Raw genomic sequence first — 16142 nt, forward strand, 5'->3', positions numbered from 1 at the left:
GTGAGTTAAAAAGTATGAATTAAAAATCCGGATCGTAACTTAGGTTCGAACCAGGTTGATTTAGGAGGCATCAGTAATCCTGCATCAGAAACATCAACCAGCTCACGAATGTTGGTCGGATACATGCTGATTGCCATATCAGCTTTGCCGGAATTAACAAGCTTCTCCAGTTCGTTGGTGCCCCTGATTCCCCCAACAAAAAATAGATTTTTATCCGTGCGTTGATCCGAAATACCAAGTAATGGTTCAAGTAAATGTTCCTGCAGTCTGGCTACATCTAATGAAGATGCAACATCAGATCTATTACTCTCAGGAAGTGATAGCGAGTACCAGCTTCCATCCAGATAAACACATATATCGCCTTTGTTTTCCGGTTCAGAATTTGTTGTTTGCGTCAGTTCAAATTTATCCTTCAATACAGAAAGAAAATTATCCGGAGTAGAATAAACAATTCGGTTATAGGAAAGTATTTCCATTTGTTGCATCGGAAAAACTACGGCCGGAAAGTAGTTATACTCTTCCTCTCCTGTATGATTCGGATTCTGCTTCTTCATTTGTGCAGCTGTTCTTGAAGCACTTGCGCAACGGTGATGTCCGTCAGCTATGTAAAGATTTTTAATTTTTGAAAATGCACTATCGAATTCTGCGCTGTTATCAACTTTCCAAATCAGGTGTTCTACATCTTCAATTGTGATCTGGTACAGAGGCTTACCTTTACTTACTGACTCCATCATTTCAGAAATTCCGGCAGTATCATCAAAAGTTATCATAACCGGTTCAGCATGTGCTTGCTGAGTAATTATGTGTTTTGTCCGGTCATCCTCTTTATCCGGTCTGGTTAGCTCATGCTTCAAAATAATTTCATTGTCATATTCAGCCACACTTACACAACCAAAGATTCCTGATTGAGAACGTCCTCTCCAGTTCAGTTTATAAACGTAAAGAGCGTCTTTTTCTTCCTGAACAAAATGTTCAGAATCTAATAGTTTGGATAGGTTTTCAGCTCCTTTTTGGTAGACCTCTTCGGCATGAATATCCATACTCTCAGGAAGATCGATCTCAGGGCGAATAACATGTAAGAAGCTATCAGGCTTATTTCGGGCTAATTCTCTGGCTTCATCAGTGTTGATCACATCGTATGGAACACTAATTATGTTTTTTGCAGATTCAGGTTTTGGTCGCCATGCCTTAAAGGATTTTACTACTGCCATACGTGATATTAATTTTGGATTTGGTGTATAAATAAAGGTAATTAAAAATCATCTTTATTTATGTGAAAACACCTTATTTTTATAAAAACTACTAAACGAAATAAATCGATAGATGAATACTGATAATTTAAATCCTGAACAACAAGACCAGTTACTGTGTATGATGTTAATTCAACAGCATCAGCAAATTGCTATGATGGGACTGGGTAAGCTTCAAAACCCGGCAACCGGAGAAATGGAGAAAGATCTTTCTTCAGCTAAATATGCCATCGATACTTTGAATATGTTGGATAAATACACAAAAGGTAATCTTCCTCAAGAACTGAAAGGATTTCTGGATCAAACACTCACCACTCTTCGTTTAAATTATGCCGACGAAAAAAAGAAAGGCGAAAGCACGTCTTCAGAAGAGTCAAAGAGTGAAGAATAAAAAAATAGAAGCAGCCGGCGGGATTGTCTTTAGAAGAACAGAGAAAAACCAAACTGAAGTTTTAATGATCTTCAGAAACGGTTTTTGGGATATTCCTAAAGGTAAAAGAGAGAAAGGTGAAACCATTGAAATGTGCGCAAGAAGAGAAGTGATGGAAGAGGTTGGCGCAGATTCGTTGCCATTGATTTCTAACGAACTGGTTTCTTCAAAGCATTCGTACGATCAAAAAGGTAAAATATACCACAAGACCACCTATTGGTTTGCCATGAGTTTTGAGAACCCGCAATCTTTTACTCCTGAAACTTCAGAAGGGATCGAATTGGTAGAGTGGGTAGAGCTTGATAAAGCGATAGGGAAGGTCGGATTTCAAAATCTTGTGCCCGTTCTGGAGGATTTCAAAGTAAAACTACCGGACATAAAAAAGGCGTGAATGTTGCCAATCACGCCTTTTAATTTGATCTGAAAATGTATCAGTTACTGAGTTTGAATAAAATCGGTAAACTCATCTGAACTTGTACAGGTCTACCTCGTTGCATTCCAGGTGAGAACTGAGCAGTTTTTACAACTCTTAGTGCTTCTTCATCACAGCCACCGCCAATTCCACGAATAACACGTGGGTTCTGAACGTTACCGTTTTCATCAACTACAAACTGCACAGTAACACGGCCTTCTATACCGGCTCTGATTGCAACCTGAGGATACTTCACTCGTTTTTGAAGACCAGCTTGTCCACCTTTAAGTTCCGGCATATTTTCCACAACTATAAAGATTTCCTCTTCTTCATCATCTGGCGGAGGAGGAGGTGGTGGTAAATCCATTGGTCCGTCCAAATCGAACTCGGCTATATCCAAAATCTCATCCTCAATGATCTCGTCATTAGGAACCTCTACAGGGACCGGTGGACGCGGAGGTGGTGGTGGAGTTTCAATTTGTTTCGTTTGAATTGCCTCTTCCATTACAACTTCTTCCTGCTCATCGATCGGAGGAGGAGTTGGGGGAGGACTGTATAAGTTAATTCGTACAGCTGCAATTATAAAAAGTAATGCTACAATTAAACCTACTTCGAGGTAAACATTGTAAGATCGCTTTAAATCAGCCTTCGAATCTTTTCTTCTGTTAATCATAATGAATGCCTTTTTTCATGAACTTTAAAGAAAATGATATTTCAGTTTGACTGCAAGTTATATTTTAATCTTTATGTAAAAAAAACGTGTTTTTTGGATAATTATTCTGTTTGAGTATTCAAATACTATCTTTTTAGTTTGAAGTTGACAGATTGTACCATCTTTACTTTTACCAAGGTGCCGTTTTGAACTCCCGGTGAGAACCGAACAAGTTTAATAACTCTCAAAACTTCTGCGTCAAGGTCAGGGTGAACTCCTCTGATAATTTCGGGATCAATAACTTTTCCTTGTTTATCTATAATGAACTGAACATGTACCCGGCCTTCAATGCCAATATTTTGAGCGATTTTTGGATACTTAATTTTAGAGTACAAAGCTTCTTGTCCTCCAATAATGGTAGGCATTATTGGTAAAAATTCAACAATATCATCATCATCGGTAGTCTCAGCTTTAGGAGGAACAGGTAATCTATCAGTAAAATCGCCAAAGTCAGGGAAATCCGGAATATCGATATCCAATGGGGTATCATTTGGTTTGGGAGTAAATATCATTGGTCTTTGGGGAGCAACTTTTTCGGGAGGGGTGACCGGAGGCAGGTCAATAATTTTTTCCGGGTCTACAGAAGTTTGATCTAAAATACCGGAATCATTTTCAGATCCAATATTAACATTTGTAGCAGCGATCAAAAATAAAAGCGAACAAATAATTCCTATTTCAGAAAGTATAAAGTGATTTTTCTTTAAGTCGAAGTAACGATTCTTTTTCATAGTGCAAGAGATTTGTTAGTGGTGTGCTCTGGTAATAAATCTCTTTTTGAAAGATGTTAGTATAACATAATCATGCAGTATGAGCCTTTTCAGATGGGAACATAGATTTGAATAAGAAATGAAGTACAAAAATTGCAAACAAAGCGCCTAATGCATCGGCAACAAAATCTAAAGCTTCCGGGCTTCTGTTGGTTGGAACTACATATTGTAGAAACTCGATAAGTAGTCCATAAAAACACCCAAGAGAAAATACTTTCCAAAGACGGGGTTTTCTTTTCGTGCTACTTACTCTGAAAAGTCCAATAAGAAAAGTCCAACCTGCAAACATGATAAAGTGTCCAATTTTATCATAATCCCAGATGTTCAGAGAGAGTGATGTTTTAGATGGATAGAGGGTGGCAACCAATATAGTTATGGTTGTGAAAGCTACAAGAATGCCAAAGAGCCGTTTATATTTAAAAATAATATCGATGGGTGATTCCTGTCTATATTAAATGAACTGGCTCTAGTTCAGAGTTTAAATTGTTAAAATGAATACCTGCTTTTTGTTTGCCATCAATTAGAGCCTTGATGCATGTTGAATCAGATACTTTTAAAGACAACAGGAACCCGCTGACTTTACCGGCTAGTATATCTCCGAAACCCGCCCGTGAAAAGATTCGGGTATCATATCCCGTTAAATAAGCATCGCCCGAAGTTGTTCCCAAAATACAGGGAAATCCTTTTGACAAAATAGTAACATTTTTTTCTTTAGCAGTTTTAGAAACTTGAATTAACCGGTCAAACCCATCTTGAATTTCTGAAGCCAGTAAATTTTTTAGCTCGCCCGGGTGTGGAGTTAAAATCCAGTTGGCATTATCAGGTTTTTTCCAACCATCAGATTCAGAAAGAGCAAAGAGAGCGTCGGCATCGATGACAACGTTTCCGTTAAAATAAGAAAGTATCTTTTGAACAAACTTTATGGTTTCAGGATCTCTGCCAAGGCCGGGGCCGATCAATAGCGATCCCGGCTTTTCATTTAAGATCGATTGAACCTGCTCAAAATGAGAAGTTGAGAAACAAGTATCTGTATCAGTGCCAACAGGCTTTTTAATGATTTGAGTCAGGTTCTTTTCATAAATATTGAGCAATCCTTTTGGTGTGATCAGAACCACAGCTCCAACCCCGGTACCCCATGCACTTTGTGCTGCTAAAACTGCCGCTCCGGTCAAGCCTTCTGAACCCGCTATTATATAAAGAACTCCTCCATCATATTTGTGTTCGCGTTGTGTTTGATTGATGCTTGATTCTGTAAACCAATCTTCATGAATCAGATAAGCAGACTTCTCTTTAAAATGATTCGGAAAAGGAAGTTCGCACAGTACGATTTCTCCGGAATGTTCGAACCCCTCATTCAGATAGAAACCTGTTTTTAGTGCTCCGAACGTAATCGTAAAATCGGCAAGTACAGCGTTTCCCATTTTTCTGCCGGTATCAGCGTGCAATCCTGAGGGAAGATCCAATGAAAAGACAGTTTTGTCAGACTGATTTACTCCATTTATCACATCATGATAAGGAGCTTTGACTTCGGAACTTAATCCGGTGCCAAAAATGCCGTCCACAACAAAATCGTATTCTCTAAAATCGAAATCAGAGTCCCATTCAATAAAAGTGATGTTTCCTTTCAATTTTTTGAGTAGTTCGAAATTCTTAGAAGTGTCTTTACTTAAAGAATCAGTTCCTCCAACAAAACAGATCGTAACCGGATGATTCTTCTCAGAAAGAATTCGCGCTACAACTAAAGCATCTCCGGCGTTGTTTCCTTTCCCGCATATAAACAAACCATGAGATCTATAATCGATTTCAGATAGAATAAATTCAGCAGCTTTAGTACCTGCTATCTCCATTAAAGTGAATCCATCAATCCCAAATTCATTGATGGTGCGCTCGTCCATTCTCCGGCACTGTTCCGCAGAACAAAGATGATATGGATATGGAGGAATGTTCATTTGTTTAAATAGAAACTATGTTTGTAACAAGATTATACTCAAAATTTTACCCCCTCTTTTGTTTTCTCCCCCGAGGGAGAAAGACTTTCTAACTTAAACCGGTTTAGTTAAAAAGAGTTGGGTAAAGAGATCAATAAGACCTAGCAAACAACACTTTCTGTTTCGAAGGCTTTCCTGTAACCATACAATTACCTTCCTTCCCATCAGTTTTTAAAGGAATACAACGGATGGTTGCTTTGGTTTCATTCTTAACAAGCTCTTCGGTTTCTTCAGTTCCATCCCAGTGAGCGTAAATAAATCCGCCTTTTTCTTCCAGAACTTTTTTGAACTCACCGTAAGTTTCTACTTCTGAAGTAGCTTCTTCTCTTCGTTTCTTAGCAGCTTCAAACAGATCAACCTGAATAGTTTCCAGTAATTCCTTAACCATAACGCCAATTCCTTCTCTGGATTCAAACGACTTGCTCAAAGTATCTCTTCGCGCTAACTCTACATTTCCTTTTTGAACATCTCTTGGTCCTACCGCAATTCTCAATGGAATTCCCTGAGCTTCATGCTCCGCAAATTTGAAGCCCGGCTTGTAATTATCTCTGTCGTCCAGTTTTACCCTGACTCCAAGATCTTTAAGCTCGTTGTAAATGGAATCACCATATTCAAGAACAGTTTCTCGTTCTTCATCACTTCTGTAAATCGGAACGATCACAACCTGAGTCGGAGCTAATCTTGGAGGAATAACCAAACCCTGATCATCCGAATGCGTCATGATCAGTCCACCGATCAATCGGGTTGAAACGCCCCAGCTTGTTGCCCAAACCAGTTTGTGATCGCCATCACTATCCTGAAATTTTACATCAAAAGCTTTGGCAAAATTTTGTCCTAAAAAGTGAGACGTTCCTGCTTGCAATGCTTTGCCATCCTGCATTAATGCTTCAATACAGTAAGTATCCACGGCGCCTGCAAACCGTTCGCTTGCAGTTTTCACACCTGTGATAACCGGCATGGCCATATAATCTTCGGCAAAAGTCCGATACACTTCCAACATTTGGAGCGTCTCATCGACTGCTTCTTGTTCAGTTGCATGTGCAGTATGGCCTTCTTGCCACAAAAACTCCATTGTTCTCAGGAATAACCGAGTTCTCATTTCCCAACGCACAACATTTGCCCATTGATTCACTAAGATCGGAAGATCACGATAAGATTGAATCCAGCCTCTGTATGTATCCCAGATTATGGTCTCTGAAGTTGGTCGGACAATAAGCTCTTCTTCTAATTTGGATTCAGGATCAACTTCCACTCCGCCATCTACAGCTTTTAATCTGCTGTGAGTGATAACGGCACACTCTTTCGCAAAGCCCTCTACGTGTTGAGCTTCTTTAGAAAGAAAAGATTTCGGAATAAAAAGAGGGAAGTAAGCATTTTCGTGTCCGGTATCTTTGAACATTTTGTCGAGGCCTTGCTGCATGTTTTCCCACAGAGCCATTCCTGTAGGACGGATAACCATACATCCACGCACCGGAGAATGCTCAGCGAGTTTGGCTTCCTTTACAACATCCAAGTACCATTGTGAATAATCTTTTTCTCTTTTTGTGATCTTCTGCGCCATAATTTTCTGTGCAACCCTGACAGGGTTTCTGCAATTTTTTATTCGTGGATAATATCTCTAAACCCTGACAGGGTTTAGAAAAACCAAAGGTAACAAACTTAGAAGTGAGTTATAGCAGATTTCCCCGAAAAATTGTTTACGGTTGATGTTGGAAGTCCTTATATTTGGAGTTCTTTGAAAAAAAGAAAAGCCACGAAAGCTCTAAATCACAAATTGACATTTGGAATTTGAGTTTTGAAGCTTTCAATTTATTGACAAATGGCGTGGTAGCTCAGATGGTTAGAGCGCACGACTCATAATCGTGAGGTCGACGGTTCAATTCCGTCCCACGCTACATTACAAAAAGCTCAGCTTGGAAACAGGTTGAGCTTTTTTAATGATGATTTTGATCTTCCCTTCTACTATAATTGATAACTAACAGAAAAGCTGATCAAAGAACATGGACTTATCTAAGTTAAAAGAAAGTAAAACTATAGAGTTTAAAGAATCATTTAAAGATGATTCCTTGAAAACACTCTGTGCTTTTGCTAATACCAGTGGAGGTTCCCTTTTTGTAGGCGTAAAAGATGATAGTACACTTCTTGGTGGTGAAATTACAGATAAAGCCCAGCAAAGAATTGTAAATCAGATTGAGAGTGGATTAGGAATTCAACCAAATATGCTCGTTCATAAAAATGGGAACGATGAATTTCTTGAAATCAGGGTTGTTCAAAGCAAAGCACCTGTGGATTTGAGAGGAAGATTTTATAAACGAGTTGGGAATACAACAAGAGAAATTGACCGAGAAGGATTGAAATATTTGTTATTAAAAGATATACCATGGGACTCTAAAACACGGGAAGATGTAACTCAATTTAATTTGAATCACGCACACATTTTACCTTTTGCTATGCGTGCAAAAGAGAGAATAGTTGAAGTTACACCGAGCCAGTTTGACACTCAAGATTTTTTAAACCAGACTGGTCTAATTGTTAAGGACAAAATTACTAACGCAGCACTATTATTATTTGGCAATAGTGAAAGAGCTGAATTTCCGTATGCCAAAATTCGTATAGCTCGTTTAAAGGGGGAAACTACAATTGTAGCTGATCACATTATTCAAGGGAATCTCACTAACCAGATTCAAGAATCAGAGCGGGTCATTAAAACTCTTTTAAATAAAAGATATAATATAACCAGTGAATCATTCAAGCGTGAAGAAGTATGGGAATATCCACTGGAAGCAATTAGAGAAGCTCTTTTGAATGCTTTAGTTCACCGAAGCTACCATATTAAAAATTCAATTATTGAAGTTAAAATATATAATGATCACATCCTTTTTTCTAATCCAGGCAAACTTCCCGATGGAATTAGTCTTAATCAACTGAAGAGAGCTCATCCTTCTATCCGTAGAAATCCTTTGATAGCTGAGGCGTTGTTTAGAGCGGGGTATATAGAACAATTTGGCACTGGAACTTTACGAATGAAAGAAACACTAAAAGCAGCTGGGCATCCAGAGCCAGAGTTTAGCGAGGAAGAATCTGGTTTTGTTGTTCGCTTTGATGCTGTCAACGAACCAGTGGACATTAGCAATCTTGACTTAAATGAACGACAACTTAGAGCGATTGAACTGGCTTTTGAAACAGAAATTCAGGCATCTGATCTTCAGGTACATTTTCCCAATGTAAGTCGAAAAACCATTACCCGCGATTTAACTGAATTAGTTGATCTGGAAGTGTTCGAAAAAACTGGAAGGGGGAGAGGTACACGTTATTATTCAAAGTTTAAAGGTTAAAATTTATGGGACGTTTTATGGGACATTTTTCGGAAGTTTCAAAACAATTACAAGATTTAAATGAAACCAAAACATGTCACAACCACTAATGGAGTCCATTTTTTGATTCCAAAATAGGAATCGAATTATGGGACATTTTATGCCTTATAAATTACTTATTAAATCTTTGAGCTTTTTTATATAAAACCCCATCCGGTATATTTATTCGGCTAGGTTTTCTTAACCGCGTAACATATTTTCGAAATACGGGTATCAGTTAACCGGATTTTATTCGGTTCTTTAAAAAACAAACTAACATCACGTGAACAGGTCGGATCAGCTCGAACTCATTTATATTGCTCAAAATGTATTTCTGAAAGCGTACGAGAAGTACGAAGAAGTTGTGCAGGATCTGTCCGATGAGGAAAAAGAGCAGTCTAATCTGATCACTTCTATTCACGATTCACTCCAGAACCTGAACCGAAAGATCAAAGCTCATCTGAATGGTAAAATTGATATCAATAAACTACTGGATGAGTTTAATTTTGAAAAAGGAATTCTTGAAGGGGAATTGGAACTGGCTCAGAATGCCAATCCGAGAGTAAAGAGGTTAACGAAGAGAATACTGGTAAGTATCGACGAATTTCTGGAAAAAGCGGGAACCGGAAAGAAGTCACTGATTCCCAAAAGGTTTAAAGACCCAAGTCAGTTCAAATCAAAAAAGATCGCTTATCTGTTATGGTTGATTGGTTTTTTTGGAACACTTGGCTTTCAACGTTTTTATCTGGAGAAATATGGTACGGGACTTGGTTGGTTTGCCTCAGGTGGTGTGTTTGGATTAGGCGCAGCTTATGATCTATTTACTTTGGGCAAACAAGTAAAGGAACACAACAACATCGTGGAAATGAAATTCCATGAGTTAAGGCAATCCGAGAAAAAGCATCAGATTTCCGGCAGAACAGATGATTTTTATCCATAAAAGATCCGTTAGATCGTTCAAATGCAGATTTCCTAACCCAGCAATCGGCTCCGGATTTTTACTTTCCTCCAAAGTTGTAGCGCAAGTTTAAACGAAAGGCTCTGCTTGACCAGCTGTACTTACTGTTTGTATATGAAAATGGTTGAATAATTTCACGATCGCTATTCCTTGAATTAAACAGATCTCTGATATTCAAAGAAATGTTTGCTTTGTCATCCAAAAAATCTTTTGACAGTCCCGTGCCTACAAAAGACCGACCGGCTCGTGTACCTTGTGTGGTTTGTTGGGCTCCACGATAAGTTATATATGACTGAAAGTTCCAGCCGTCCAGGAACTGCCACCGAACTCTCACACGACTGGTAAAAGTTTCCGATTCACTTTGATAAACCTGATTTTGAAAACTGCCTTCTCTGTTGGATTGGTAAATATTTAAACTTCCCGAAAGTTGAAGTCCGGTAAAAAGCTTTTGGTCAGCTGAAAACTCAACTCCCCAGGCATCTTCTGTAGCCAGGTTGATCGGAGTTTCTGTAGTTATCCCATTATCAATGGTAGATACATCTTCAATAACGTCTGTTCTGTGGCGGTAATAAAAACTGGTAAGTACGGAGCCGGTTTCCCAATAGCGTAAATAACCTGCTTCATAAGAGTTGCTGAATTCCGGTTTCAGGTCCGGGTTTCCAACTTCCCGGTTTCTGTCATTTTCGATTTCCACAAATGGTAATAACTGTCCTGACCAAGGTCTGGAAATTCTGCGACTATAGCTTAATTGTACCGAGTTCAGCTCATTGATGGTATAGGATAGAAAAGCGCTTGGGAAAAAGTTTGTGTAATCCTGAGAGCTGGAAGTGCCTGATTCATCTAATCGGGAACTGATTCTCGTATTTTCGACTCGCAAACCTATCTGATAAGTAAATGGTTTAATTTCGCCTGAGTAGATTCCATACAGTGCATTAATATTTTCAGAATAAATAAAATTATCAGCAGGTCCGATATCCTGACCGGAACGTACCCATGTCCCGTTTTGAAATTCCTCTACCAGATAATCATTATCCTGCCATTCATAATCATAACGCAGCCCCGCTTCAAGTTTTCCTGATTCGCCCAGAGGTTGCTCATAATCAACATCAAAACGAGCTTCCCGGTATACTTCACCTGCATTGGTTCGTTGCTGAACTGCAGTTCCGCTCCCTTGTTGTACGATCTGATCAAAGTTTATTTTTCCGTTTTCCTGTCCGAATTCGAAATCAAGATCTGCCACTAATCTGTGATCCCGGTTTTTATTGAATTTCTTTTCGTACTGAACTCTGACATCAAAATCATTTTCAGTTTCATCTTCCAGTACTTCGCGTTCTGTTTCCTGAATAATACCCCAGTTTTCATTTGCTGATTGGTACACCTGATCGTTATCAGGATTATAATCGATATAATTTACATTTCGGTCCTCGGTTTGATTTTCCAGATTAATTCTGGATGAAATGGTAACAATTTGATCGTTATCCAGAAAGATATCTGCTCCGAGATTAAAACTAACTTCTTTTTCCGTTTCGTCTGTTTCTGAGGATTCGCTGTAAGCATAAGTGGTATCATTGCTGAAGCTTTGAAAAGTATTGCCGGTTTCGGGTTCACTTTCATACTCTACCTGGGCGTCAGCAAACCAATTTATTCGTTTCTTTTGATAATTTACATTAGTTCCAAGGCTGTAATCTTGTGGATAGCCTGCATTTGCACGAACCGTTCCGTTAAATCCCAGTTCTGCTCCATCCACCAAAATTATATCAATAATACCGCCGGTTCCATTTGCGGCATAACGGGCAGAAGGATTAGTGATGATCTTTACTTCTTCTATCAATCCGGAAGGGATACTGCTTAAGGCATCGGTTCCATTCCTAACAAGATTAGAAGGTCGACCATTAATTAAAATTTGAACACCTTGATTTCCGCGCAAGCTCACGTTTCCTTCAAAATCGGTTGAAATGGAAGGAACATTATCCAGCACATCAAGAGCGGAACCGCCGAGGCTTGTAATATCATCCTGAACATTAAAAGAGCGGCTATCAAAATTCATTTCCATATAGGAGCGCTCTCCGCGGACTTCTACCTCATCTAACTCCGCTTCCGTTGGTTGAAGTGTGATGGCACCCAGATCGAGTCTTTCACCTGACTTTATGGTTATTTGTCTTCTGACATCAGCAAAAGCCAGAAAAGTAATTTCAATGGAATAAGATCCGGGATCGAGTTGAAGCGAGAAACTTCCTTGTGTATCAGTGACGGTACCGGTCAGTAGCGAATCATTTTTATAAACCGCAACAGTAGCATTGATCAAAGGTTCGCCTTCATCGTCAAAAACGTTACCTGTGAGATTGCCGGATGTAGCAGAATTCTGAGCCGTTAAGCTCACCGATAAGAGTAAGAATAAAAAGGTTAAAACTAGCAATCTCAGATCAAACATTCACTTTCGTCTATTGAGTTAGTTGATTATACAATCAAAGTTAACCTGCAACCTTGCGTTGATTCTGTAGCAAAACTGAATCAATTTTGAAGTTTAGTCTGTTTTTACACTCTTTAAACTAATTCGAACAGTGTGCCAGTTTTTTTCTGTGGTATAAGAGATGGGCATTGCGTTTTGATCAACTATCCTTTTTACGATGGAAAGACCCAGGCCAATAGAATCAGAATTTTGTTCGCCTTTTTTAAATCTTTCAAACAGGACAGAAGGTTCAGTATTCAATTCTTTTCCTGTATTTGAAATTTCAAGATAGTCACTGTTTAGTTTAATATTAATTTCACCATTCTGAATGTTATGGTTTACAGCATTTCGGAATAGGTTTGACCACAAAATCTCAGCAAGTGAAGGATGGATTTTTAGTATTACAGAATCACTGATATCAGTAGCTAATTTTAGGTTATTGAGGCTTAATAACTCCTGAAAAGCATCAATTCCATCTTTAATTATCGTACTTATATTTACCGTTTCGTTTGTGGAAAATTCATGGTTTTCGATTTTTGTTAACAATGCCAAAGAATCATTTAATCGCGAAAGTTTATTCAGTGTTGTTTCCAGTTTTTCTACATAGCTGTATTGTTGCTCATTCAGGTTGGTTTCAGTAAGAAGTTCTAATTTGCCTTTAGCGATAGCAACGGGAGTCTGAAGTTCGTGAGAGGCATTTTCGGCAAATTCCTTCAAATTATTGAAATCAGAAACAGCTTTTTTTGTCATTTCTTCAACAAAGATGTTCAAATCTCTGAACTCTTTTACATTGGTTGGTTCAGCTTTCAGATATTTTTTTTCGTTAATTTGAAAATTTTGAATTCTGTTAAGGGTATTTCGAAATGGTTTAAAAAGAGGACCTGAAACAACAAATCCTATTCCGACAGCACCAAGCACCTGTAAACCCAGAATCCAAAGCAGAATAGAAATAACAGCCTCTCTCACATCGTTAGATTCGATCATATTTCCATAGGTAGAAATAAAGTAAGTTGTATCGTTGATGTTTCTGAAAGCAGAAACTTTCACATTTTTTTCTTCTCTCTCAAGACGGTCGTCCCAAATCAATGTGTCAGATACTTGTGTATTATTTTCTTTAAAGGTACTTAAAGGAGTAATAATCAGATTTTCATCCTGATCGAGCTCTCTGAATTTGGCAAAGGTTTTTCCTTGCTCTAGCAAGTAAGTAACTCTGTCAATTCTATCAAGAAACTCGAACTTCAATTCACGGTCTATTTCATCTTTAATGATGTGATAGGATATAATACCGCCTATACCAAGTACAACAACACTTACGGCAAGATAAATGAGTAGAAACTTAGTGAATAACTTCACGAGGATCTCCTGTTAGCATTGAATTTGTAACCAATGCTGTAAATACTCTCGATGTAATCATTTGCCCCTGCCTGAATAAGTTTTTTCCTCAGGTTTTTAATATGCTGATAAACAAAATCCAGATTATCGAGATGCCCCACATAATCACCCCATAAATGTTCAGCGATGGTTTGCTTGGAAAGCACATGATTTTTATTGGAAGAAAAATAGAGCAATAGGTCGTACTCTTTGGGAGTAAGATCCACTACCGTTTCGTTTACTTTCGTTTCCATCTTTTTTGTATGAATAGCAATTTCATTGATCTGAACAACATCATCTCCATTAAGATTATTTCTTCGGTAAACAGCTTTAATGCGAGCATGAAGTTCAGCAAGTTGAAACGGCTTAGTCAGATAATCATCGGCACCGATTTCCAAACCTGTGACTTTGTCGTCCAGAGAGTTTTTTGCAGAAATTATAATTGTTCCGGTTTGGGGGCGGGCAGACTTTAACTCTCTCAAAATCTGAAGACCACTGCCCCCCGGAATCATCAGGTCAATGAGAACTATATCATAAGTGAAAGACATGATCTTGTTGAATGCGGTATCGTAATCGGGAGCAGTTTCACAACGATTTCCTCCCCGTTTCAGGTAAGTGAGAATATTTTCCAAGAGATCCTGATTGTCTTCGATAACTAATATTTTCATAGCAATGATAAGATAACTCTAAACTTTGAAGGAAAACTGAAGAGAACATTGAATAAAGAGGAGCCTATCCAATTGCCGTATTTTTTATTCCATAATGAGTTGAAGATCTGAAATTTGATACAAAAAAAAGCCGACCCCAAATCAATGTAGGTCGGCTAATATCATCTACAGACGGCTATTACCCCATTTGCAATTAAAACATAAGTCTAACACTCAACACGCTCAATAGTGAGATTTACGTAATTTGTATACGTGTTTTTATGTAGACATTGCGTAAAAGCAAAATCTCAAATTACAATTAACAGTTGCAGTAAGTAAAAAAGCTATGCTACATCGTTACTTAGAGCGTAGCGGACAAGGCTAGCTGTATTTTTCAAACCTAGTTTCTTGAGGAGGTTGGTGCGGTGTTTATCTACCGTTCGGGGACTAATAAATAACTTCTCTCCGATCTCAGAGCTGGTTAAGCCTTTTACGATATAGGAAAGTACTTCCTGTTCTCTGGGTGTAATGGAAGTTCGTTTTCCTTTTTTTAATCGGGATAATCTGAGGTATTCCCGGGTCATCATTTTCGAGAATTGCTTACCGAGATGAGTTTCTCCATCAGAGATCTTTTTGGCTGCTTCCACAAGTTCGATCTTATCGGCTGACTTGAGCAGCAATCCGTTTGCACCGGAATCCAGAAATTCGTTCAGCGTTTTTTCTGATGCATTATCTGTCAGAATTAAGATCTTAGCGTTAGGGAATTTGTCAGAGATCTTATTGGCTAATTGAATTCCACTTATTTCAGGCATATCAAATGAAATTACACACAGCTCCGGCAACACGTTTTCGTACGCTGTTAAAATGAGCGCACCATTATCTATTTCGCTGAGGATCTCAAAGTCTGCCTCACGAAGAATGGAGATTAATCCATGCCTGAATATTTCGTTGCCGTCTGCAACAATTGTGGTAATAGTACCCATGAGACCTCCCCAGGCTCATTGGTTTACAAATGGACAGCTAATTTAATTAAAATAGTTGGTTAGGCAAGAATTATTTTTCTTGATGTTATGAATCAATACATATAATGGGTCATCCTGAACTTGTTTCAGGATCTTACGGAATGGCTTAGTTTAAATATCCGAGCATCAATTATTTTAATGTATCATACCAATCCCATTATAAACGTATTGCTAGCTTATCCGAAGTTGGTCAAAAATATAGATAGGCTTTGTTTTAAGTCATTAATAAAGATTCAAGATGTGTTCCTTACAAAGATCCTGAAACAAGTTCAGGATGACCCCACTTATTTGCGACCATTTTTGCCAGAATATTAAAGACCCATTAGAACCCACAAGCTCAATCCGCTTTTAATACTCCAAAGCACCGTCCTGAACCAATTTGTTTTTACCAATCCATCGATCAGTGAATCCACTTTGCCGTGTTTTAACGCATTATGCTTTGGCACGGAAAGAAAAAATGTAGAAAGCCAGATCAATATCACCAGATAAAAGCCAAAAGCGTTGAGAGTTGTCCAGCCTTCCATCCATGCAAGAACGCCAGAAGTTGAAAGTTCAATACTCATGACGGGCATCACAATAATTCCGGTTCTCACAGAGTGATGCTTATGGAATTTTGCGAAATTCTCTTCATTTAAAAAGCGAAAAGAAGGATAATGAACTAACTGCACGTACCATATCAAGCCGGTCATAAAAAAAGTGCAGAAAGTATTTATCAAAAAAATGGTTTCAAGCGACATCAAACAAGCTATTCGTTATTGTATTCCTTATTTTTGGCGATCTTAT

General features: G+C 38.4%; 15 protein-coding genes and 1 tRNA gene. 5 read left to right on the forward strand and 11 right to left on the reverse strand.

Annotated features, from left to right (window positions below; translation table 11 throughout):
* Positions 1–5: 5 nt before the first annotated feature.
* Entirely contained in the window at positions 6–1211 is a 1206-nt protein-coding gene (locus A8B79_RS08805; protein WP_066221127.1) for a DUF1015 domain-containing protein, read from the reverse strand.
* Positions 1212–1323: 112 nt separating this feature from the next.
* On the opposite strand from A8B79_RS08805, the gene A8B79_RS08810 reads away from it, so the two are divergent.
* The gene (locus tag A8B79_RS08810) at positions 1324–1641 is read left to right on the forward strand and encodes a DUF1844 domain-containing protein (RefSeq protein WP_066221129.1); all 318 of its coding nucleotides are present in this window, start codon (positions 1324–1326) and stop codon (positions 1639–1641) included.
* Complete coding sequence (locus A8B79_RS08815; protein WP_066221131.1) at positions 1631–2071, forward strand: NUDIX hydrolase; 441 nt, start codon at positions 1631–1633, stop codon at positions 2069–2071. Before A8B79_RS08810 ends, A8B79_RS08815 begins: the two co-directional genes overlap by 11 nt.
* Positions 2072–2111: 40 nt before the next feature.
* Here A8B79_RS08815 and A8B79_RS08820 read toward each other — a convergent pair whose 3' ends face one another.
* The 5 genes from A8B79_RS08820 to proS form a co-directional block, all read right to left on the reverse strand.
* The gene (locus tag A8B79_RS08820; protein ID WP_066221133.1) at positions 2112–2765 is read right to left on the reverse strand and encodes an energy transducer TonB; all 654 of its coding nucleotides are present in this window, start codon (positions 2763–2765) and stop codon (positions 2112–2114) included.
* Positions 2766–2890: 125 nt separating this feature from the next.
* Entirely contained in the window at positions 2891–3532 is a 642-nt protein-coding gene (locus A8B79_RS08825) for an energy transducer TonB (RefSeq protein ID WP_066221144.1), read from the reverse strand.
* A gap of 70 nt (positions 3533–3602) precedes the next feature.
* Positions 3603–4004 carry a VanZ family protein gene (locus tag A8B79_RS08830; RefSeq protein ID WP_082894118.1) on the reverse strand — a complete coding sequence of 134 codons (402 nt, stop codon included), beginning with the start codon at positions 4002–4004 and terminating at the stop codon, positions 3603–3605.
* A gap of 13 nt (positions 4005–4017) precedes the next feature.
* A complete protein-coding gene (locus A8B79_RS08835) occupies positions 4018–5520 on the reverse strand; it encodes an NAD(P)H-hydrate epimerase (protein ID WP_066221152.1) in 1503 nt (500 codons plus the stop codon).
* 130 nt (positions 5521–5650) lie between these two features.
* The gene (gene proS / locus A8B79_RS08840; protein ID WP_066221155.1) at positions 5651–7120 is read right to left on the reverse strand and encodes a proline--tRNA ligase; all 1470 of its coding nucleotides are present in this window, start codon (positions 7118–7120) and stop codon (positions 5651–5653) included.
* Between the two features lie 260 nt (positions 7121–7380).
* Between proS and A8B79_RS08845 the strand changes: the two genes are divergently transcribed.
* The 3 genes from A8B79_RS08845 (at position 7381) to A8B79_RS16220 (ending at position 9852) form a co-directional block, all read left to right on the forward strand.
* Positions 7381–7454, forward strand: a tRNA-Met gene (locus tag A8B79_RS08845).
* Between the two features lie 105 nt (positions 7455–7559).
* Complete coding sequence (locus A8B79_RS08850) at positions 7560–8894, forward strand: ATP-binding protein (RefSeq protein WP_066221158.1); 1335 nt, start codon at positions 7560–7562, stop codon at positions 8892–8894.
* A gap of 301 nt (positions 8895–9195) precedes the next feature.
* Positions 9196–9852 (forward strand): TM2 domain-containing protein, encoded by a 657-nt coding sequence (locus A8B79_RS16220; protein WP_201118541.1) that lies wholly within the window; start codon positions 9196–9198, stop codon positions 9850–9852.
* Positions 9853–9910: 58 nt separating this feature from the next.
* Here the strand turns inward: A8B79_RS16220 and A8B79_RS08860 are convergent, their stop codons facing one another.
* The 5 genes from A8B79_RS08860 to A8B79_RS08880 form a co-directional block, all read right to left on the reverse strand.
* Positions 9911–12301 carry an outer membrane beta-barrel family protein gene (locus A8B79_RS08860; protein ID WP_066221160.1) on the reverse strand — a complete coding sequence of 797 codons (2391 nt, stop codon included), beginning with the start codon at positions 12299–12301 and terminating at the stop codon, positions 9911–9913.
* A gap of 93 nt (positions 12302–12394) precedes the next feature.
* Positions 12395–13672, reverse strand: a complete 1278-nt coding sequence (locus A8B79_RS08865; RefSeq protein ID WP_066221162.1) for a sensor histidine kinase — start codon at positions 13670–13672, stop codon at positions 12395–12397.
* Positions 13669–14358, reverse strand: coding sequence for a response regulator transcription factor (locus A8B79_RS08870; RefSeq protein WP_066221164.1), 690 nt, complete (start codon positions 14356–14358; stop codon positions 13669–13671). Before A8B79_RS08870 ends, A8B79_RS08865 begins: the two co-directional genes overlap by 4 nt.
* A 323-nt stretch (positions 14359–14681) precedes the next feature.
* On the reverse strand, positions 14682–15320 hold the full coding sequence (locus A8B79_RS08875) for a LuxR C-terminal-related transcriptional regulator (RefSeq protein WP_066221165.1): 639 nt from the start codon (positions 15318–15320) through the stop codon (positions 14682–14684).
* Positions 15321–15670: 350 nt separating this feature from the next.
* Entirely contained in the window at positions 15671–16048 is a 378-nt protein-coding gene (locus tag A8B79_RS08880) for a hypothetical protein (protein WP_066221300.1), read from the reverse strand.
* Between the last annotated feature and the right edge of the window lie 94 nt (positions 16049–16142).

This window comes from Balneola sp. EhC07, assembly GCF_001650905.1.
Classification (GTDB): Bacteria; Bacteroidota; Rhodothermia; order Balneolales; family Balneolaceae; genus Balneola.